Annotated in this window: 16 protein-coding genes; 13 read left to right on the top strand and 3 right to left on the bottom strand. The window is 68.7% G+C overall.

The window, feature by feature from the left end; all coding sequences use genetic code 11:
- The first annotated feature begins 109 nt into the window (after positions 1 to 109).
- Positions 110 to 1,051 carry a YihY/virulence factor BrkB family protein gene (locus tag ABH927_RS10575; protein ID WP_370020347.1) on the top strand — a complete coding sequence of 314 codons (942 nt, stop codon included), beginning with the start codon at positions 110 to 112 and terminating at the stop codon, positions 1,049 to 1,051.
- Between the two features lie 10 nt (positions 1,052 to 1,061).
- Here ABH927_RS10575 and ABH927_RS10570 read toward each other — a convergent pair whose 3' ends face one another.
- Positions 1,062 to 2,228, bottom strand: a complete 1,167-nt coding sequence (locus tag ABH927_RS10570; protein WP_370020345.1) for a D-alanyl-D-alanine carboxypeptidase family protein — start codon at positions 2,226 to 2,228, stop codon at positions 1,062 to 1,064.
- 97 nt (positions 2,229 to 2,325) lie between these two features.
- Between ABH927_RS10570 and ABH927_RS10565 the strand changes: the two genes are divergently transcribed.
- The 11 genes from ABH927_RS10565 to ABH927_RS10515 all read left to right on the top strand — a co-directional run bounded on the left by ABH927_RS10565 (position 2,326) and on the right by ABH927_RS10515 (position 14,473).
- Complete coding sequence (locus ABH927_RS10565; RefSeq protein ID WP_370020343.1) at positions 2,326 to 2,526, top strand: SCO4848 family membrane protein; 201 nt, start codon at positions 2,326 to 2,328, stop codon at positions 2,524 to 2,526.
- Between the two features lie 35 nt (positions 2,527 to 2,561).
- Entirely contained in the window at positions 2,562 to 3,734 is a 1,173-nt protein-coding gene (locus tag ABH927_RS10560) for a glutamate--cysteine ligase (RefSeq protein ID WP_370020342.1), read from the top strand.
- Positions 3,735 to 3,952: 218 nt separating this feature from the next.
- Positions 3,953 to 5,194, top strand: coding sequence for an amidohydrolase (locus ABH927_RS10555; RefSeq protein WP_370020340.1), 1,242 nt, complete (start codon positions 3,953 to 3,955; stop codon positions 5,192 to 5,194).
- A gap of 98 nt (positions 5,195 to 5,292) precedes the next feature.
- On the top strand, positions 5,293 to 6,333 hold the full coding sequence (locus tag ABH927_RS10550) for a BMP family protein (protein ID WP_370020338.1): 1,041 nt from the start codon (positions 5,293 to 5,295) through the stop codon (positions 6,331 to 6,333).
- A gap of 108 nt (positions 6,334 to 6,441) precedes the next feature.
- A complete protein-coding gene (locus tag ABH927_RS10545; protein WP_370020337.1) occupies positions 6,442 to 7,479 on the top strand; it encodes a BMP family protein in 1,038 nt (345 codons plus the stop codon).
- 178 nt (positions 7,480 to 7,657) lie between these two features.
- Positions 7,658 to 8,719, top strand: a complete 1,062-nt coding sequence (locus ABH927_RS10540) for a BMP family protein (protein WP_370020335.1) — start codon at positions 7,658 to 7,660, stop codon at positions 8,717 to 8,719.
- 98 nt (positions 8,720 to 8,817) lie between these two features.
- Positions 8,818 to 10,353: an ABC transporter ATP-binding protein gene (locus tag ABH927_RS10535; protein WP_370020804.1), complete on the top strand. Its 1,536-nt coding sequence runs from the start codon at positions 8,818 to 8,820 to the stop codon at positions 10,351 to 10,353.
- Complete coding sequence (locus tag ABH927_RS10530) at positions 10,350 to 11,474, top strand: ABC transporter permease (protein ID WP_370020333.1); 1,125 nt, start codon at positions 10,350 to 10,352, stop codon at positions 11,472 to 11,474. The genes ABH927_RS10535 and ABH927_RS10530 overlap by 4 nt, the downstream gene beginning before the upstream one ends.
- A complete protein-coding gene (locus tag ABH927_RS10525) occupies positions 11,471 to 12,742 on the top strand; it encodes an ABC transporter permease (protein ID WP_370020331.1) in 1,272 nt (423 codons plus the stop codon). Before ABH927_RS10530 ends, ABH927_RS10525 begins: the two co-directional genes overlap by 4 nt.
- Positions 12,739 to 13,161 carry a cytidine deaminase gene (locus ABH927_RS10520; protein ID WP_370020329.1) on the top strand — a complete coding sequence of 141 codons (423 nt, stop codon included), beginning with the start codon at positions 12,739 to 12,741 and terminating at the stop codon, positions 13,159 to 13,161. Before ABH927_RS10525 ends, ABH927_RS10520 begins: the two co-directional genes overlap by 4 nt.
- A 25-nt stretch (positions 13,162 to 13,186) precedes the next feature.
- Positions 13,187 to 14,473, top strand: coding sequence for a thymidine phosphorylase (locus ABH927_RS10515; protein WP_370020327.1), 1,287 nt, complete (start codon positions 13,187 to 13,189; stop codon positions 14,471 to 14,473).
- Between the two features lie 40 nt (positions 14,474 to 14,513).
- On the opposite strand, the gene ABH927_RS10510 is transcribed toward ABH927_RS10515, so the two are convergent.
- Entirely contained in the window at positions 14,514 to 15,044 is a 531-nt protein-coding gene (locus tag ABH927_RS10510) for a MarR family winged helix-turn-helix transcriptional regulator (protein ID WP_370020325.1), read from the bottom strand.
- Positions 15,045 to 15,148: 104 nt separating this feature from the next.
- On the opposite strand from ABH927_RS10510, the gene ABH927_RS10505 reads away from it, so the two are divergent.
- A complete protein-coding gene (locus ABH927_RS10505) occupies positions 15,149 to 16,564 on the top strand; it encodes an MFS transporter (RefSeq protein ID WP_370020323.1) in 1,416 nt (471 codons plus the stop codon).
- Between the two features lie 62 nt (positions 16,565 to 16,626).
- Here ABH927_RS10505 and ABH927_RS10500 read toward each other — a convergent pair whose 3' ends face one another.
- Positions 16,627 to 18,759, bottom strand: a complete 2,133-nt coding sequence (locus ABH927_RS10500) for a hypothetical protein (protein ID WP_370020321.1) — start codon at positions 18,757 to 18,759, stop codon at positions 16,627 to 16,629.
- Positions 18,760 to 18,888 lie beyond the last annotated feature (129 nt).

Below are 18,888 nucleotides of genomic sequence, written 5' to 3'. Positions count from 1 at the left end.
CTACGGTTGTCCCAGGTGGGAGTGCGATCAAGGAATCTCTGCATGATCACGACCTCGGTGGGGGCGTCGGACCGCCTCCGGAGGGTAGTGTCCGGCCGTGGGAGTGGGCATGCTTGAGCCGGTCATGCGGCGCATCGACGCGATCAAGGCGTGGGGCCGGAGCCTCGTCGAGCGGGAGAGGATCCGGTTTCCCTGGTTCGACCATCTCATCCAGACGGTCCAGCGGTACCAGGTGCAGTCGGGCGAACGGCTCGCGGCGGCGATCACCTACTTCGCGTTCCTGTCGTTCTTCCCCCTGATCGCCCTCGCGTTCGCCATCTTCGGCTATGTCGTGACATTCCGCCCGGACGCGCTCGTGACGCTGACCAAGGCCGTCAACGAGCAGCTTCCGGGGCTCGCCGACCAGCTCCACATCGACCAGCTCGCGGGCGCCCGCGCGAGTGCCGGGATCATCGGTCTGCTCGGTCTCCTCTACGCGGGGCTCGGCTCGATGGACGCCCTGCGCGGCGCGCTCCGCGAGATCTCGATGACGTGCGAGCCGCCGCTCAACTACTTCCTGGGCAAGCTCCGCGACCTCGTGGCGCTGGTCCTCATGGGCATCACCATGATCGCCTCAGTGATCGTGAGCGGCTTCGCGACCGGGGCGACCGGCACGGTGGCGGGATGGATCGGGCTGGGCCAGTCGGGGCTCGCCGGATCCTTCGTCTGGATCACCGGGATCCTCGCCGGTCTGCTGTTCGACCTGCTGCTCTTCCTCGTCATCCTGGGCTGGCTGGGCAGGCCGGCGCAGTCGTTCCGGGTGGTCCTCAAGGGCGCCCTGCTGGGCGCGGTCGCTTTCGGGGTCCTCAAGCAGCTCGCCACGCTGATCCTGGCACGGACCCTCCACAATCCCGTGTACGGCACGTTCGCCGTGGTCGTTGGCCTGCTCCTGTGGATCAACCTGTCCGCCCGGGTGATCCTCTACGCGGCGGCGTGGACCGCGACGGCCACGCTCGGCCCTCCTCCCGAGCCGACTCCCGTGCCGTCGAACGCCATCGCCGATCAGGAGTGACGAGGCCCGATCAGGAGTGACGAGGCCGCCTCCGCCGGTGCATGCCGTACATGGCGAGGAGCAGAACGGCGAGCAGGCCGGCGCCGAGGGCCAGCGTCGCGACGAGCGGGCCCCTGCCGCTCTGCTTGGCGGCCGCCGCGGGCGTCCGCGCGACAGTGGAGCCGGGCCGTACGGCGATCGCGGAGGACGATGGGGCCGCCTCGGGGACCGGTTTGACGAGCTCTCCGATCGGGGCCGCCTTGCCGTCCGCGGCGAACCCCCAGTCGAGCAGCCCGGCGACCTCGTCCCAGAAACCGCCCTGGTGATGCATGATCACGACGATGATCGTGTGACCGTCGCGGGTGGCAGCGCCGACGAAGCTGCCGAGCGCCTTCGTCGTCCAGCCGTTCTTGACGCCGATCATGCCCTTGTAGCGCCACAGCAGCTTGTTGTGGTTGCCGATCTCGTAGTAGCCCTTGGGCGCGGGGAACTTGGCGGTCTTGGTGCTGACGTACTCCCGGAAGGCCGGGAGCGCCAGGCCGGCTCGCGCGATGAGCGCCAGATCGTAGGCCGAGCTCTGCTGCCCCGGCTTGTCGAGGCCGTTGGGCGTCTTGGCCACCGTGTCGTACGCCTGGAGCCTGCGGGCCTCCTTGTTCATGTCGGCGAGCGTCTTCTCCAGGCTCCCGTTGGCCTCGGCCAGCGCGTCGGCCGCGTCGTTGCCCGAAACCATCAGCAGCGCCCGCCAGAGGTCGTCGATCTTGTAGATCGGCTTGGGGACGAGCCCGACCGCGCTGCCCTCCTCGTTGCAGGCCCACTGGCTGGGCTTGATCGTGCGGTCCCTGTCGAGCTTGGGGATGAGCGTGACGGCGGTCAGCGTCTTCAGCGTGCTCGCGGGCATGTAGTGCCCGTGCGGATCCTTCGCGGCGAGCACGGCGCCCGTGTCGGCGTCCGCGATGACGAAAGCCGACGCCTCCGTCTTGGGAGGCTCCTTGATCCCGGCCGGGGCGATCAGCCCGCGCCCGCCGAGCAACTCGCCTCCGACGGGCCCGCTCGCGATCTTCTCCACGCTCGGTACGGCTCGCGACACGTCGGGTACGGCTCGCGTCACGGCGGGCGCCCCGCCGCAGCCCGCTGTAGTGACGCCGATCAGGGCTGTCGTCATGAACGCGGCCGCCAGGGCGCGGTAGTTCGTCCCCATAGGGAAGTCAGCCTAGCTTCGAGTCTTTTCGCATGTGATGGCACATGCCCCGAAGATCGCGGCACACTCCGGAGGCACGCCCGCCGATACTGTGAAGATGACGAGACGTGTATCGGGCTTTCTGTTGGCCCTCGCCGCTTTCATGATCTTTGAATGGATTTCGCTCGGTTTCAACCTGCAGGACGGCCATGAGACCGGCTTCTACGTGGTTCACGGCATCTTGATCGCCGTCAACCTGATCCTGGCGCTGGTGCTGGGCGGCATTGGCGTGCGCGCCTGGATGGGGGGTAGGCCTTAACCAAAGGGGATATTCCGACCCGATGGAGGCATGTGGTGACGATCGAGTTCAACCCCTCGCGCGGCGCGACGCTGGGCGTTGAGTGGGAGCTCCAGCTCGTCGACCGGCACAGCCGCCAGCTCCGCCAGGACGCCAAGGAAGTGCTGGCGGCGGTCCCGGAGCTCAGCGAGGCCCAGCGGCCGAAGGCCATGCACGAGCTCATGCAGTCGCAGATCGAGATCGTCACCGACGTCTGCCACACGGTCGCCGAGGCGGTGCAGGATCTGAGGAGGAGCATCGACAGGCTGCGCCAGGCCGTAGAGCCGCGGGGGACGGTGCTCGCCTGCACGGGGACCCACGCCATCAGCGACTGGCGGGACGCCGTCTACGCCCCGATCCAGCGGTACACCGAGCTGGTCGAGGAGATGCAGTGGCTGGCGTGGCGGATCCAGACCTTCGGCGTGCACGTCCACGTGGGCGTGACCGACCGGGACAAGGTCATCCCCATCGTCAACGCCCTGGCCGCCCATCTGCCGCACTTCCTCGCGCTGACGTCCTCCAGCCCCTACTGGGGCGGCCAGGACACCGGGCTCGCCTCCAGCAGGGCGATCGTCTTCGGCTCCCTGCCGACCGCGGGCCCTCCGCACCTGCTGGCGGACTGGACGGAGTTCGAGGAGTACATGGACACGCTGAAGCGCGCGGGGACGATCAGAAGCATCAAGGAGGTGTGGTGGGACATCCGGCCGCACCCCGACTTCGGCACGATCGAGATCCGGATGTTCGACGGCATCCCCACGCCACGCGAGGTCGGCATGGTCGCCGCCCTGTCGCAATGCCTGGTGCAGCAGTTCGACCAGCAGATCGACCGGGGCTACAAGCTGCCGCATCCGGCGGCCTGGGTGGTGCGCGACAACAAGTGGCGCGCCACGCGCTACGGCCTCGACGCCGACGTCATCACCGACGACCACGGCTCCACGGCTCCGATGCGCGACATATTGTATGAGCTTCAGCGCGAACTCGAACCGCTCGCCGACCGGCTCGGCTGTGCCGAGGAGCTGGCCGTGATGACGGACGTGCTGGAGCAGGGGAGTTCCTGCGAGCGCCAGCGGGCGATCCTCGCCGACGGAGGAACCCTCCAGGACGTCGTCGACGCGACCGTGATCGAGCTCGCCGAGGACAGGTTCGTGACCTCGAACCCCAACCGCGAGGGTGAGCATTCCGGAAAGTGATCGGCAAATCAGTTGCCAGTGTAAATACTGGGCAATCCCCCGCCTCGGAAGGTCGCGGCATGGAAAGATTGTGAATGAAGGGTCGGTGGTGGCGAGACGGCGCCCGCGCGGCCCTTTCGGCTTTTCAACGTGATCTGCCTGGCGTGATGTTCTGATCCGACGTTTTGATTCGATCCCGTGATCCGTGGCAGGACGGTTCGCTGGGGAAGGGAAGATCTGTGGCCACCTCATCGAAGCTCGCACCGCCGGACGCGGCGCCCTCCAGGGCGAACGACCTGGCCGCGCAGCTGGCGGATTTCCTTCGCGAGCACAACGATGAGCTGATCGAGTTCCGGCGTGACATCCACGCGCATCCGGAGATCGCCTTCAGCGAGCATCGCACCACCCAGAAGATCGCTGAGCGTTTGGCCGACGCGGGGCTGACGCCGAGGATGCTCTCTCGTGGAACCGGCATGTGGGTGGACCTCGGCCGGGACCAGGGGCCCACGGTCGCCCTGCGCGCCGACATCGACGCCCTGCCGATGGAGGACGAGAAGGACGTTCCGTACCGGTCGACCAACTCGGGCGCCTGCCACGCCTGCGGTCACGATGTCCACACGGCCGTCGTCCTCGGCGCGGGGCTGTTCCTCGCGTCCCAGGCCGACGCGGGGGCTCTCCCCGGCCGGGTGCGACTGATCTTCCAGCCCGCCGAGGAGGTCGCGGGCGGCGCGCTCGAGGTCATGCGGGACGGCGGCCTGAACGAGGTGGACCGCATCTTCGCGGTGCACTGCGACCCGAGGATCGACGTCGGTCAGGTCGGCCTGCGCACAGGTCCGATCACGGGCTCCTGCGACAGCGTCCGGATCCATGTCGGCGGCCCCGGAGGGCACACGGCCCGCCCGCACCTGACCGTGGACCTCGTGTACGCGCTGAGCAAGATCATCACCGAGCTGCCGGCCGCGCTGTCCCGCAGGGTCGATCCCCGGTCGAGCCTCAGCCTCGTGTGGGGGCAGGTCTCCGCGGGCTCCGCCTTCAACACCATCCCGGATGTCGGCATGGCGCAGGGCACCGTGCGGTCGCTCGACGAGGAGGCATGGCACCAGGCGCCCGACCTGGTCAAGTCGCTGCTCGACTCGGTGGCCGGGGCGTACGGCGTGGACGCGGAGCTCGACTACCGGCGCGGCACGCCGCCCACGGTGAACGAGGCCAGGAGCATCCAGATGCTGCACGACGCGGTGACGCAGGTCGTGGGGGAGACCGCCGCGGTGCCGACCCCGCAGAGCCTCGGCGGAGAGGACTTCTCCTGGTACGTCGAGTCGGTGCCCGGCGCCCTCGCCCGGCTCGGCACCCGTCCCCCGGGCTCGATCGACGAGGTGGACATCCACCGGCCGCAGTTCGACGTCGACGAGCGCGCGATCGGTGTGGGCGTGAAGGTCATGGCCGCCACCGCGCTCACCGCGCTTTGGGGCGAAACCGCCTGAAAACCGCCTGAACCTTGACAAAGGTTGCATCGACCGCGAGTTACCCTTGCCTGACGCTGGTCACAGGAGTCCCCGACGCCCAGTGAAGGAGACCTGTCTTGCGGTCGATCGCAGCGCTGGCAGCGGGTGCCGCCCTCGCGATCGCCCTGGCCGGTTGCGGGACCTCCTCGGACGGCCCGAGCGATTCCGCCCGTCAGGACGCGGACACGTCGCTCATGCGGGTCGGCCTGGCCTACGACATCGGCGGGCGGGGTGACCAGTCCTTCAACGACGCCGCGGCGAGTGGTCTCGACGACGCCAGGAGGAATCTCGACATCGCCCAGACCAAGGAGGTCGGGGGCGTCCGGGGGGAGGGCGACGAGGAGAAGGAGGAGCGGCTCCGCACGCTCGCGTCGGATGGCTACGACACCATCATCGCGGTGGGGTACACCTACTCCAACGCGGTCAAGGAGGCCGCCCCCGACTTCCCGCGGACCAGGTTCGCCATCGTCGACGACGCCACCGCCACCGGGCCCAACGTCTCGAACCTGCTGTTCGCCGGGCACGAGGGGTCCTTCCTCGTGGGGGCGGCCGCGGCGATGAAGTCGGCGAACGGCAACGTCGGCTTCGTCGGAGGCGTCGAGGTCCCGGCGGTCAAGTCGTTCGAGGCCGGCTACACGCAGGGCGTCAAGTACATCAACCCCAAGGCCACGGTCCAGGTGAGATATCTGACGCAGCCGCCGGATCTCGACGGCTTCGACGATCCCGCCAAGGGCAGGGTGGCCGCGCAGGGCATGTACGACGCGGGCGCGGATGTGGTGTATCACGCCGCGGCCGGCTCGGGGGCGGGCGTGTTCCAGGCCGCCAAGAAGCATCACGCGTGGGCCATCGGCGTCGACTCCGACCAGGCGCTGACCGCGGATCCCGCAGTGCGGGCCTACATCCTCACGTCGATGGTGAAGAAGATCAACGTCGCGGTCTACGACTACCTGGCGAGCATCGAGGACGGAACCGTGAAGCCGGGTCCCACCCTCTACGACCTCAAGGTGGGCGGGGTCGACTACTCGACCACCGGTGGCCACATCAAGGACATCCAGCCAATACTTGAGCAGCTCAAGCAGGAGATCATTTTCCACAGGATAAAGGTCTCTCCGACCTGACGCTCTCCGATAATCGGATAATTTGGACAAATATTGTATTAGTCGCGCGTTATGCCTTACTTCGCGTACGTCAGAGTTGTGATCTGAGCGCAGTTGAAGGGGGATCTCGTGCGGTCGATCGCGGCCCTAGTGGCGTGTGCCTCCCTCCTGATCACCGTGCCGAGCTGTGGGACTTCCTCGGAGGGCCCCGGGACCTCCGCCGGAGGTGCGGACGCGTCGACGCTGCGTGTCGGTCTCGCGTACGACATCGGCGGACGTGGGGACCACTCCTGGAACGACTTCGCGGCGAGCGGTCTCGACGACGCCAAGAAGAACCTCGGCCTGGGGAAGAGCAAGGAGGTGGAGGGCATCGCGGGGGAGACGGACCAACACAAGGAAGACCGGCTCCGGTCCCTCGCGGCAAGCGGGTACAACCCGGTCATCGCCCTGGGCTACGCCTATTCCGCGCCGATGAAGAAAGTCGCGCGGCAGTTTCCGCGCACCCGGTTCGCGGTCGTCGACGACGATTCGGTGACCGCGCCCAACGTCACCAACCTGATGTTCGCCGACGAGGAAGGGGCGTTCCTGGTCGGGGCGGCGGCCGCCCTCAAGACCAGGACCGGGAACGTCGGCTTCGTGGGCGGCGTCGTGGCGCCGGTGGTCAAGAGGTTCGAGGCCGGCTATCGGCAGGGTGTGGCCTACGTCAACCCGCACATCACCGTCCAGACGAGGTACCTGACCCGGCCGCCGGACCTGACCGGCTTCAACGACCCCGCCAAGGGAAAGGCCGCCGCGGACGCCATGTACGCCGCCGGCGCGGACGTCGTCTATCAGGGCGCGGGAGGTTCGGGCGCCGGGGTGTTCGAGGCCGCCAAGGAGCATCAGGCGTGGGCCATCGGCGCGGACTCCGACCAGGCGGTCACGGCCGCGCCGGACGTACGGCCCTACATCCTCACGTCGATGATGAAGAAGGTCAACGTCGCGGTGTACGACTACCTGGCGGACACCGTGGACGGTACCGTCAGGCCGGGGCCGGTGGTCTATGACCTCGCTCTGGGCGGGGTGGACTACGCGACCGGCGGCGGCCACATCAAGGACATCCAACCGAAGCTGGAGCAGCTCAAGCAGGAGATCATCCACCACAAGGTCAAGGTTGTCCTGGACTGACCGCCTGGTCACGAGGTGGCGTGAGCTGCATAACGGACGCATTGCGGAGTCGTATGCGGGTTTGGTCTACGCAGGTCAAACAACTATCTTCCGTGCAGGGTTGCCGTGCGTTCCAGCGTGCGTGCGACGGAAGTTGGACGCCGTGGACAGGCGCGGACACGGGAAGGGGAGTTTCACCTTGCTCCGCAATCGACTTAGCAAGCTGGCTGCCGCCGCTGCTGCGGGAGCCATGCTCATGGCCGCCGCGGCGTGTGGAGGCAGTGACAGCCCGACGACGGCATCGACCGGTGGCGCGTCAAGCGCCCCCGCTGCCACGAGTGTGAAGGTGGGCCTGGCCTACGACATCGGCGGCCGTGGTGACGGTTCGTTCAACGACGCCGCCGCCGCGGGTCTCGACAAGGCCGTCTCCGAGTTGAAGGTGGAGAAGAAGGAGCTCCAGGCCACCCAGGGTGAGACCGACGCGCAGAAGGAGGAGCGCCTCCGCCTCCTCGCTTCCGGCGGGTATAACCCGGTCATCGCGGTCGGCTTCGCCTATTCCGCGGCCGTGACCAAGGTCGCCGCCGAGTTCCCCGACATCAAGTTCGCCATCGTCGACGACGCGGCCAAGGGCGCGAACATCACGAATCTGCTGTTCGCCGAGGAGCAGGGCTCGTTCCTGGTCGGCGTGGCGGCCGCGCTGAAGTCGCAGAAGGGCAACGTCGGGTTCGTCGGCGGCGTCGACGTCCCGCTGATCCACAAGTTCGAGGCGGGCTTCGTGGCCGGCGCCAAGGCGGCCAAGCCGGACATCAAGATCCAGAAGAAGTACCTGACCCAGCCGCCGGACTTCAGCGGCTTCGGCGACCCGGCCAAGGGCAAGACCGCCGCTCAGGGCATGTTCGACGCGGGCGCCGACGTGGTCTACCAGGCGGCGGGCGGCTCCGGCGCCGGCGTGTTCGAGGCCGCGAAGGCCGCGGGCGGCATGGCCATCGGCGTCGACTCCGACCAGGCGGCCCTCCCCGCCTACTCGGCCGTCAAGGACGTCATCATCACCTCGATGCTCAAGAAGGTCGACGTCGCGGTCTTCGACTTCCTGAAGAACTTCACAGGCGGCACGGTCAAGGCGGGCCCCGCCATCTACGACCTCAAGGCGGGCGGCGTGGACTACTCCACGACCGGCGGCAAGATCGACGACATTAAGTCCAAGATCGACGAGTACAAGCAGAAGATCATCAGCGGCGAGATCAAGGTCCCCAGTTCCTGACCTGCGCCGTCGTGGGGCCCGGTGGCACTGCACCGGGCCCTTTGGTCTACTCTCACTACCACTGTCTGTCACCAGGCACTCCGCAGGAGGAGGCCGCCATTACCACCGCGACCGCCACAGAGCCCGCCGTAGAGCTGGCCGGGATCACCAAGAGGTTCCCCGGAGTCGTCGCCAACCGCGACATCGATCTCCATGTGGCAAAGGGACAGATTCACGCGCTCGTCGGTGAGAACGGCGCGGGCAAGTCCACCCTCATGAAGATCCTTTACGGCATGCAGCGTCCGGACGAGGGCGAAATCCGGATCGACGGATCGCCCGTCGCGTTCCACACCCCCGCCGACGCCATCGCAGCCGGGATCGGCATGGTCCACCAGCACTTCATGCTGGCGGACAACCTCACGGTCCTGGAGAACGTCATCCTCGGCAGCGAGCCGCGGAAGGGCGGCGTCGCCATCGACTTCGGAGCGGCCCGAGAGAAGATCAAAGAGATCTCCGACGCGTACGGGCTGGGCATCACGCCTGACGTCGCCGTCGAGGAGCTGGGGGTCGGCGACCGCCAGCGAGTGGAGATCCTCAAGGTCCTCTACCGCGGCGCCCGGATCCTCATCCTCGACGAGCCGACCGCCGTGCTCGTGCCCCACGAGGTCGACGAGCTCTTCGACAACCTGCGCGGCCTGGTCCGCGAGGGCCTCACGATCCTCTTCATCTCCCACAAGCTCGACGAGGTTCTCCGGGTGGCCGACGCGATCACCGTGATCCGCCGCGGCACGACCGTGGCCACCGTGAACCCCCAGGACGTGACCGCCCGCCAGCTCGCCGAGCTCATGGTCGGCAGCGAGCTGCCCAGCCCCGAGACGCGCGAGTCCACCGTCACCGACGTCGTGGCCTTCTCCGTACGCGACCTGACCGTGCGGACCGCCGACGGGCGGGCGATCGTCGAGGGCGTCAGCTTCGACATCCACAAGGGCGAGGTGCTCGGCATCGCCGGAGTCGAGGGGAACGGCCAGGCCGAGCTCGTCGAGGCCATCATGGGCATGCGCCCGCTCGCTTCCGGATCGCTCACCCTCAACGGCAGCGACATCACCGGCTGGTCGACGCTGAAGCGGCGCGAGGGCGGCATCGGCTACATCCCGGAGGACCGGCACCGGCACGGGCTGCTGCTGGAGGCGCCGCTCTGGGAGAACCGGATCCTCGGCCACCAGACCCGCCGGCCGAACGTCAAGGGCATCTGGATCGACCGGGCCGGCGCGCGTGAGGACACCCGGCGGATCGTCCAGGAGTACGACGTCCGTACCCCCGGAATCGACGTGGACGCGGCGGCCCTGTCCGGAGGCAACCAGCAGAAGCTCATCGTCGGCCGGGAGATGAGCAGCGATCCCCTGCTGCTGATCGCCAGCCACCCGACGCGGGGGGTCGACGTCGGCGCCCAGGCCGCCATCTGGGACCACCTTCGTACGGCCCGCGCCGCCGGCCTCGCCGTACTGCTCATATCCGCGGACCTCGACGAGCTCATCGGCCTGTCCGACTCGCTCAAGGTGATCCTGCGCGGGAGGATCGTCGCCGGCGTCGATCCCGCCGAGGTCACGCCTGAGCAGCTCGGCTCGGCCATGACGGGCGCCGGGGAGGGTGCATGAGCACGTTCCTCGACCGGCTGTTCGGCCGGGTGAAGCTCGGCGGCTGGCTCGCCGTGGTGGCGCCGCTCCTGGCCGTCGTCTTCGCCGTACTGATCACCTCGGGCGTCCTGCTCGCCGCTGGGAAGCCTCCGCTGGACGCCTTCACCGTGCTGGCGCACTACGTCGTCCAGCCGCGCGGGGCAGTGCTGATCATCAACGGCGCGACGCAGTACTACATCTCCGCCCTGGCCGTGGCGATCGGCTTCCGGATGAACCTGTTCAACATCGGTGTGGACGGGCAGTATCGGCTGGCCGCGGTGGTCGCCGCGGGCGTCGGCGGCGCCGCCCTGCTCCCCGGTGTGCTGAACATCATCCTCGTGATCGTCGTCGCGGTGCTCGTCGGCGCGCTCTGGGCGGCCATCGCGGGCCTGCTCAAGGTGACGCGCGGTGTCAGCGAGGTCATCTCGACCATCATGCTGAACGCCATCGCCACCGGCATCGGCTCCTGGCTGGTGATCAAGTATCTGGGCGTGCGCTCGGGCAACGAGCTGTCCACCAGGGAGATCCCGCCCGACTCCCGAGTTCCGGGCCTGTCCGTCATCCCGGGGACGTCGGTGCAGGTCACCGGCTTCATCGTGCTGGCGGCGATCCTCGGCGTGGCCTACTACGTCCTGCTGAACCGGACCCGGTTCGGGTTCGACCTCCGGGCCACCGGAAGGTCGGAGTCCGCGGCGGTGGCCAGTGGGGTCAACGTGAAGAGGATGGTCGTGGCCACGATGGTCCTCTCGGGGGCGATCGCCGGCTTCGCGGGCATGCCCGAGCTCCTCGGCGCGTCGTACAAGTACGGCACGAACTTCCCCACGGGCCTGGGCTTCACCGGCATCGCGATCGCGCTGCTCGGCCGGAACAACCCGGTCGGCATGGCGATCGGCGCGCTGGTGTGGAGCTTCCTGGACAACTCCAAGGACAGCCTCCAACTCGTCGACATCTCCCCGGAGATCGTTCAAATCATGCAGGGAACCATCGTGCTCTCCGTGATCGTCGCGTACGAGCTGGTCCACCGGTATCGGCAGGTCGTCAAGCAGCGCCGGGTCAGCCGTGAGCTGGCCGCGCCCGCCCAGCCGGAAGGAGCCGCGGCATGACCGTCACCGGCGTGTCGGTCGGGCGGCCCCTGGAGGCGCCGCCGACGCGGCGATTCAGGTTGACCCTCCCCATCCTGCTCGCGGGCGTGGCCGCGCTCGTCGTGCTGCTCTCCATCGCCCGCGTCGTCACCGGGGCGAACGACATCACCTCGGGCGGCACGGTCAGCGCCGCGCTGGGCCTCGCCGTACCGATCGGGCTGGCCGGCCTGGGCGGCCTGTGGTCCGAGCGGTCGGGCGTGGTCAACATCGGCCTCGAAGGCATGATGATCCTCGGCACCTGGTTCGGGGCCTGGGGCTCACTCCAGTTCCACAGCCCGTGGGCAGGGGTGATCGCCGGAGCGATCGGCGGAGCCTTGGGCGGAGCGATCCACGCCCTCGCCACGGTGACCTTCGGGGTGGACCACATCATCGCCGGCGTGGCGATCAATATCGTCGGCCTCGGCTTCACGCAGTATCTGTCGAAGCTGTTCTTCGAGGGCACGCCGGGGGGCGGCGCCAAGCAGTCGCCGGGTCTGCCGCACATGCCGACGCTGAGCGTGCCGTGGATCGGCGAACCGCTGCGGACCCTGGAGGCCAGGCACTGGTTCCTCTTGTCCGATTTCGCCGGGGTGCTCCGCGGTATCACCCAGGACGTGTCGTCCTTCACCATCCTGGCGATCCTGCTCGTCCCGCTGTCGTTCTACGCTCTGTGGAGGACGGCGTTCGGCTTGCGCGTGCGGGCCTGCGGCGAGCGGCCGGGGGCCGCCGAGTCCCTGGGCGTCAACGTCTACCTGTACAAGTGGATCGCGGTGCTCATCTCCGGCGCGCTCGCCGGGCTGGGCGGCGCCTTCCTGTCGATCGTCGCGGCGGGTATCTACCGTGACGGGCAGACGGGCGGCCGCGGGTACATCGGCCTCGCCGCCATGATCTTCGGCAACTGGCGTCCGGGGGGCCTGGCGGGGGGCGCGGTGCTCTTCGGCTACACCGACGCGCTCCAGTTGCGGCAGGGCGGGACCTCGGTGCACGCGCTGCTGCTCGTCGTCGCGATGCTGCTGGCCGCCGTCGCGGTCTACCAGCTCGTACGGCAGCGGCGGAACACGGCGGCGCTGATCACGGCGATCGGCGCGATCGTGGTCTTCGCGGTGTTCGTGGTGACGGACACGGTGCCCGAGCAGTTCACCTCGTTCACCCCTCACCTGACCACGCTGCTGGTGCTGTCGCTGGCGTCGCAGCGGCTTCGCATGCCCGCGGCCGACGGCATTCCCTATCGGAGGGGGCAGACGATATGACGGACAAGACAAGCGAGACGACAGGCGGCGGCGCGGTCGACTGGGAGGCGCTCCGCGTCGCGGCCCGGGAGGCCATGGCTCACGCGTACGCGCCGTACTCGAAGTTTCCCGTCGGCGCGGCAGCACTGGTGGACGACGGCCGCGTCGTGACCGGCTGCAACGTCGAGAACGCGTCCTACGGCCTGGGGCTGTGCGCCGAGTGCGGCCTGGTGTCCGCGCTGCACGCGAGCGGCGGCGGGCGGCTGGTGGCGTTCACCTGCGTCGACGGGCACGGTGAGCTGCTCATGCCCTGCGGCCGCTGCCGTCAGGTGCTCTTCGAACACGGCGGCCCCGACCTGCTGGTCGAGACGCCAGAGGGCCCGTGGACGATGGCGGATCTCCTGCCGTTCGCCTTCGGCCCTGACGACTTGTCGCGATAAGACTTGTCACGATAAAGGGGAAAGCATGGGTTTCGACGCGGTCGAGATCATCACCATCAAGCGAGACCGTGGCGAGCTGTCCACCGTCCACATCGACTGGGTGATCGACGCGTACACACGCGGCGAGGTGGCCCACGAGCAGATGTCGGCGCTCGCGATGGCGATCCTGCTCAACGGGATGAACCGCCGGGAGATCGCGGACTGGACCCAGGCCATGATCCGGTCGGGGGAGCGGATGGACTGGTCCGCGCTCGACCGGCCCACCGCCGACAAGCACTCCACGGGCGGGGTGGGCGACAAGATCACCTTGCCGCTCGCTCCGCTCGTGGCGGCGTGCGGCGCGTACGTGCCCCAGCTCTCCGGCCGGGGGCTCGGCCACACCGGCGGCACGCTGGACAAGCTCGAGTCCATCTCCGGGTGGCGGGCATCCCTGTCGAACGACGAGATGCTGGGGGTCATCCGTACGGCCGGGGCGGTCATCTGCGCGGCCGGCACCGGGCTGGCTCCCGCGGACAAGAAGCTCTACGCGCTGCGGGACGTCACCGGAACGGTGGAGTCGATTCCGCTGATCGCCTCGTCGATCATGTCGAAGAAGATCGCCGAAGGCACGGGCTCGCTCGTGCTCGACGTCAAGGTCGGCTCCGGCGCTTTCATGAAAAATGTGGACAACGCCCGCGAGTTGGCGCGGACCATGGTGGCCCTCGGCACCGACGCGGGCGTGCGGACCGTCGCCCTCCTCACCGCGATGGACCGCCCCCTGGGGCGCGCCGTGGGCAACGCCCTGGAGGTCGAGGAGGCCGTCGAGGTCCTCGCCGGGGGCGGCCCCTCCGACGTGGTCGACCTGACCGTACGGCTGGCACGGGAGATGCTCGAAGCGGCCGGACTGTCCGGAGCCAGAGACCCCGAGGAGGCGTTGAAGGACGGCTCGGCGATGGACGCCTGGCGGCGCATGATCAGCGCTCAGGGCGGCGATCCGGACGCCGTCCTGCCGAGGGCGGCCGAGTTCATGGAGATCACGGCTCCCGAGTCGGGTGTCCTGTCCAAGCTCGACGCTCTGGGCGTCGGGGTCGCCGCCTGGCGGCTCGGCGCGGGCAGGGCCCGCAAGGAGGACCCGGTGTCGTTCGGCGCCGGCATCACGCTGCACGCCAAGCCCGGCGACGCCGTCCGCAAGGGGCAGCCGCTGATGACGCTGCACGCGGACGAGACGGCGAGGTTCGAGCGGGCGCTCCAGGCTCTCGAGGGAGCCTACGAGGTCACCGGAGCCGCCGACCCCGAGCTCCTGCCCCTGGTCATCGACCGCATCACCGCGTAGGCCGCGTCAGCGGCCCGCCCGGGTCCCCCGGGTCCCCCGGCTATCCGGCGCGTAGGTCGATCGCTTCGGCGTCCCGCGTGTCATGGTCGGCGTGCGTGTCGTCGGCGTTTGGGGCGTGTCCCGCGGAGGGTGCGCTCGTGAGGTCCGAGACAAGATAGGGGACCAGGCGCGACTCGAGGACCGAGCGGTGGGTCGGCAGCGCCTCGGCGTGACGCCCGCGGCCCTCGTCGGTGATGTGCACGAAGACGCCTCGCCGGTCCACATCGCAGGTCGCCCGCATGACGAGGCCCTCGCGCTCGAGGCGGGCGATCAGCCGGGACATCGCGCTCTGGCTGAGGTGCATGTGCTCCGCCAGCTCCTGCACGCGGAACTTGAGCTTGCCGCCGTCGTCGTCGCAGGTCGTCATCGCCTCGGCCATGCGGTCGAGGAGCTCGAACTCACTGACCCCGAGCCCGTGCTTCTCGCTGAGCTCCCGCTCCAGCGCGCAGGACACCCGCGCGTGCCGTTCGAGCAGCTCACGCCATGCCGTCACCATGAAGTCCGGGTCGTTCGCGAAGTGCGTGTCGTTCATGCGACTGAACCGCCTTTCTCGCGCGAGCGTAGCATGCACGCGCAATATATGCAACAGCATTAAATGCTTGTGCATTGAATGCAAGCGCATGTATCTTCGCTGACATGAATCCCTCCACTCAGGATGAGCGCTGGGGGGCGCGCCTGTGGGGTGCCCTCACCGTTCTCTGCGCAGTCATCTTCCTCGACGCCCTTGATGTCTCCATGGTCGGCGTGGCCCTGCCGTCCATCCAGGCCGACCTCGGGATGACCACGTCGTCACTGCAATGGGTCGTGAGCGGCTACGTGCTCGGGTACGGCGGTCTGTTGCTTCTCGGGGGCCGGACCGCCGACCTGCTCGGACGACGCCGGGTCTTCCTCGCCGCACTGGTCGTCTTCGCCGCCGCCTCACTGCTGGGCGGGCTGGTGACCGACGGCACCCTGCTGATCGCCGCCCGCTTCGTCAAGGGCATCAGCGCGGCGTTCACCGCTCCCGCCGCCTTGTCGATCATTACGACCACCTTCGCCGAAGGGCCGGCCCGCAACCGGGCCCTGAGCATTTTCACCGCCTGTGGCGCGAGCGGCTTCTCGCTCGGGCTGGTGCTGTCCGGGGTGCTGACCGAGATCGGCTGGCGCTGGACGTTCCTCATGCCGGTCCCGGTCGCCATCCTGGCCCTCATCGCCGGCGCCCGGCTGCTTCACCGCTCCGACGAGCGCGGCGAGGGCGGTCACGACCTCCTCGGCGCCGCGACGATCACCGCGGCGATGCTGCTCCTGGTCTTCACCGTGGTGGAGGCTCCCCAGGTCAGCCTTCTGCGCACCGCGCTGTCGGCCGTCGGGGTGGCGGCGCTGCTCGCGCTGTTCGTGTGGTGGGAGCGTCGCGTCAGCCACCCGCTGGTCCGCCTCGGCATCCTCCGTTCCGCGCCGCTGGCCCGGGCCAACATCGGGCTGGTCATCCTGTTCGGCTCGTATGTCGGCTTCCAGTTCGTGGCCATGCAGTACTTCCAGAACCTGCTCGGGTGGAGCGCCCTCCAGACCGCACTCGCCTTCCTGCCCGCGGGCCTGCTGGTCGCGGTCAGCTCGACCAAGATGGGCGGTCTCGCCGACCGGTTCGGCACGGCACGGCTCATCGTGGCAGGCTCGATCGCGCTGCTGGCCGGCTATGGCGTCTTCCTCCAGGTCGACGAGCACCCCAGCCTGGCGACGATGGTCCTCCCGGGCATGGTGTTGCTGGGCATCGCGTTCGCGCTGTCCTTCCCGTCGCTCAACATCCAGGCCACGTCCGGGGTCCACGACGACGAGCAGGGCCTGGCCTCCGGCCTCCTCAACACCTCGGGCCAGGTCGGCGGAGCCGTCGTGCTCGCGATCGTCACCGGCGTGCTGACCTCCGGCTCTGAGGGGGACCCGATCGGCCGGTTCCGCGCGGCGATCGTGGTCTCCGGTCTCTTCGCCCTCATCGGGCTGGTCGTCGCCTTGTCTGGGCTCCGCTTCCGGTCCCGTACGGCAGAGGCAGCCGAGGAGAGAGCGCTCGAAACGGTCTGATGGCCGTGTGGAGGGGGCGTCCCGGGGGCGGGACGCCCCCTTTCCGTTCCGCGGCAGACGCTTTACTTGAGCGTGCCGGGGGCCCATTGGCCGGGCACGCCGTTGTCACCGAGGACGATCTCTCGTGCGGCGCCGGACTTCACATCGACGGCGTAGACGGAGTACTCCTCGTCACCGACCTCACCCGTGTCCGTCATCGCCTCCACGATGACCTCGTGGTCGCTCGCCCAGCCGCGGACCTCCTGGATGCTGGTGTCCTCCGGGAGGGAGGCCTCGACCCGGCTCAGGATTCTCCCCGTGTCCGGAGCCATGGTGACCAGCAGTCCGTGATCGCCTTCCGCCGGATGGGAGCGCTCGGCCGACAGCGCGACGGCGGCCCTGTCGGGGGACAACGCGGCGCCGTCGTAAAACAGAGCCGGATCGGCGGGCACCTGGCTTAGCATGCGGCCGTTGGGCCGCATCCGGACGAGTTCGGTGGCGTGAAGGCGTCCGGGAACGTCGGTGACATCCCGTGTCATCGTCGCCGTGACTGTGCCGTCGTCCGAGAGGGCCAGAATCGTCATCGCTTTCGGAAGAGTCCACGTCAGGCTCTTGGTGAAGTCGTGCACCCGGGGCCCGGGGGCGCCGGCGGTCTCGCCGAAGTCAGCGGCGAGCCACTGCCCTGAAGGGGAGATGAACAGCCCCGTCTTGTCGGCCGGCCCGTCCATTCCCTTGGTGAGGTCGCTCGACACCGGCACTGAGCTATGCCGATCCCTCACTACGAATTCCAACATCGAGCTGCTGTAGTAGGCCATCCGGTTGCCGTCCGCGCTGAGCACTAACGGGGACTTGAGCCCGCTGTAGTCGAGATCCATATAGGGGATCCGCCACTGGTCTCCCCTGGTGGTCACCACCCGCCACTGCTCGCAGTCGGAATCTTCCCGGCCATAGGCGCCGCGGGCGCAGAAGTCCCGGTAGGCGTATCGGATGGGGTCGTCGACCACAGCGGGCATGGGTTCCGGCGTGTTACCTGAGTCGCCCTTGTCCTCATCCGCGTAAGGATCCGCGTAAGGATCCGCGTAAGGATCCGCGTAAGGATCCGCGTAAGGATCCGCGTAAGGGTCCGCCACGCCGCTGCTCTCCTGAATCTTGCCGATCACGGCGGCGACGCCGAAGGCGATGGGCGTCAAGATGAGGGCCGTCACCGTGAGGCTGACACTCGTGACGAGGCCCCTCCGGCCGGCGCGGCGGCGCCGTACGGCACGGAGCGTCTCGCCCGTGACCCCGTCGACGATCTCGAAAGCGGGCATCTCGGCCACCAGAGCGGCCAGACCCCGGCGTAGCTCGTCATGCCAGGGGTCCTCACCCGCGCTGGGAGGACCGCCGCTGGGGGGACCTCCCCAGGCCGGCGATCCCGCCGACCGCACAAGGCCGGCCCCGTCTTCCGGATGACCCTGTCCCGGGTCGGAGAAGGCGGGCGCTGGGGTGGGTGAGGCCGGTTCGTCCGTGGGTGAGGCCCACGGGGCTTTCACGTCGGTGATCGAGCTTTCCGCCTGCCATGGTGGAAGCTCCTCCGATGTCCCACCGGAGTCGATGTGAGGAGCCATTCCGTCGTCCGGGGCGGGAGCCGTACTGGCATGAGGGGCGAGAGCCGTTCTGGCATGAGGGGCGGGAGCCGTTCTGGCATGAGAGGCGGGAGCCGTGCCGGGCTGGGCGGTGGTGGCGAGCGAGGGAAGCCGGTGGCGGAGTTCTGAGAGGGCGACGACGATCTCGGTCTGTGCCGTGTGGACGTTGAGGCCGCACAGATCGGCTGCCTGCGACTCAGCGGCCCCGTCGTGGTAGCGCGCCACGATCAGCGCGCGCTGGCGAGGCCTCAGCGCCGCCAGGGCAGTGGCGAGCTGTGAGGCGGTGGCGAGTTGCGAGGCGGTGGCGAGTTGCGAGGAGGCGGCCGCGTCACGACCACCGGAGGCGTCGGACCGCCGTTGCGAGTCCTTGCCGGAGCGCGGATGCTTCAGGAAGAGCACGAACAGCTCACGACGGGCGGTCTCGGCAGGGGAGACCCAGCGGACCGAGCTCCATCGGGCGGCGACCCTGGTGAGCGATTTGACCACGAGCGCGCGGGCGAGGTCCGCGTCACCGGTGAGGAGGAACGCCGTGCGGGCAAGCGGCGGTGTCTGGTCGGCCGCGAACACCGCGAATCCGGGCAGCTTACGCATGGCTAACCCTTGTCGCCCGTCACTTGAGGGTGACCATCGACCGGCTCGCTCACTACGGCCCTCACTCCCGTACCGGATAGGGATATATCCGTGCTTGTCGCGCCTTGGAGGCGCTCAGAGTAGCCCACC

It is taken from the genome of Planotetraspora sp. GP83, from assembly GCF_041262585.1.
In the GTDB taxonomy this organism is placed as follows: domain Bacteria; phylum Actinomycetota; class Actinomycetes; order Streptosporangiales; family Streptosporangiaceae; genus JAOEGB01.
The sequence above is the reverse complement of the archived record's forward strand: the minus strand, read 5'-3'. Positions and strand labels throughout refer to the sequence as shown.

Bases quoted from the DNA above. Each gene is read 5' to 3' on its own strand.
- ABH927_RS10520 (WP_370020329.1), top strand. From the start codon at position 12,739: ATGACGGACAAGACAAGCGAGACGACAGGCGGCGGCGCGGTCGACTGG.
- ABH927_RS10530 (WP_370020333.1), top strand. From the start codon at position 10,350: ATGAGCACGTTCCTCGACCGGCTGTTCGGCCGGGTGAAGCTCGGCGGC.
- ABH927_RS10510 (WP_370020325.1), bottom strand. From the start codon at position 15,044: ATGAACGACACGCACTTCGCGAACGACCCGGACTTCATGGTGACGGCA.
- ABH927_RS10525 (WP_370020331.1), top strand. From the start codon at position 11,471: ATGACCGTCACCGGCGTGTCGGTCGGGCGGCCCCTGGAGGCGCCGCCG.
- ABH927_RS10565 (WP_370020343.1), top strand. From the start codon at position 2,326: ATGACGAGACGTGTATCGGGCTTTCTGTTGGCCCTCGCCGCTTTCATG.
- ABH927_RS10515 (WP_370020327.1), top strand. From the start codon at position 13,187: ATGGGTTTCGACGCGGTCGAGATCATCACCATCAAGCGAGACCGTGGC.
- ABH927_RS10505 (WP_370020323.1), top strand. From the start codon at position 15,149: ATGAATCCCTCCACTCAGGATGAGCGCTGGGGGGCGCGCCTGTGGGGT.
- ABH927_RS10575 (WP_370020347.1), top strand. From the start codon at position 110: ATGCTTGAGCCGGTCATGCGGCGCATCGACGCGATCAAGGCGTGGGGC.
- ABH927_RS10500 (WP_370020321.1), bottom strand. From the start codon at position 18,759: ATGCGTAAGCTGCCCGGATTCGCGGTGTTCGCGGCCGACCAGACACCG.
- ABH927_RS10570 (WP_370020345.1), bottom strand. From the start codon at position 2,228: ATGGGGACGAACTACCGCGCCCTGGCGGCCGCGTTCATGACGACAGCC.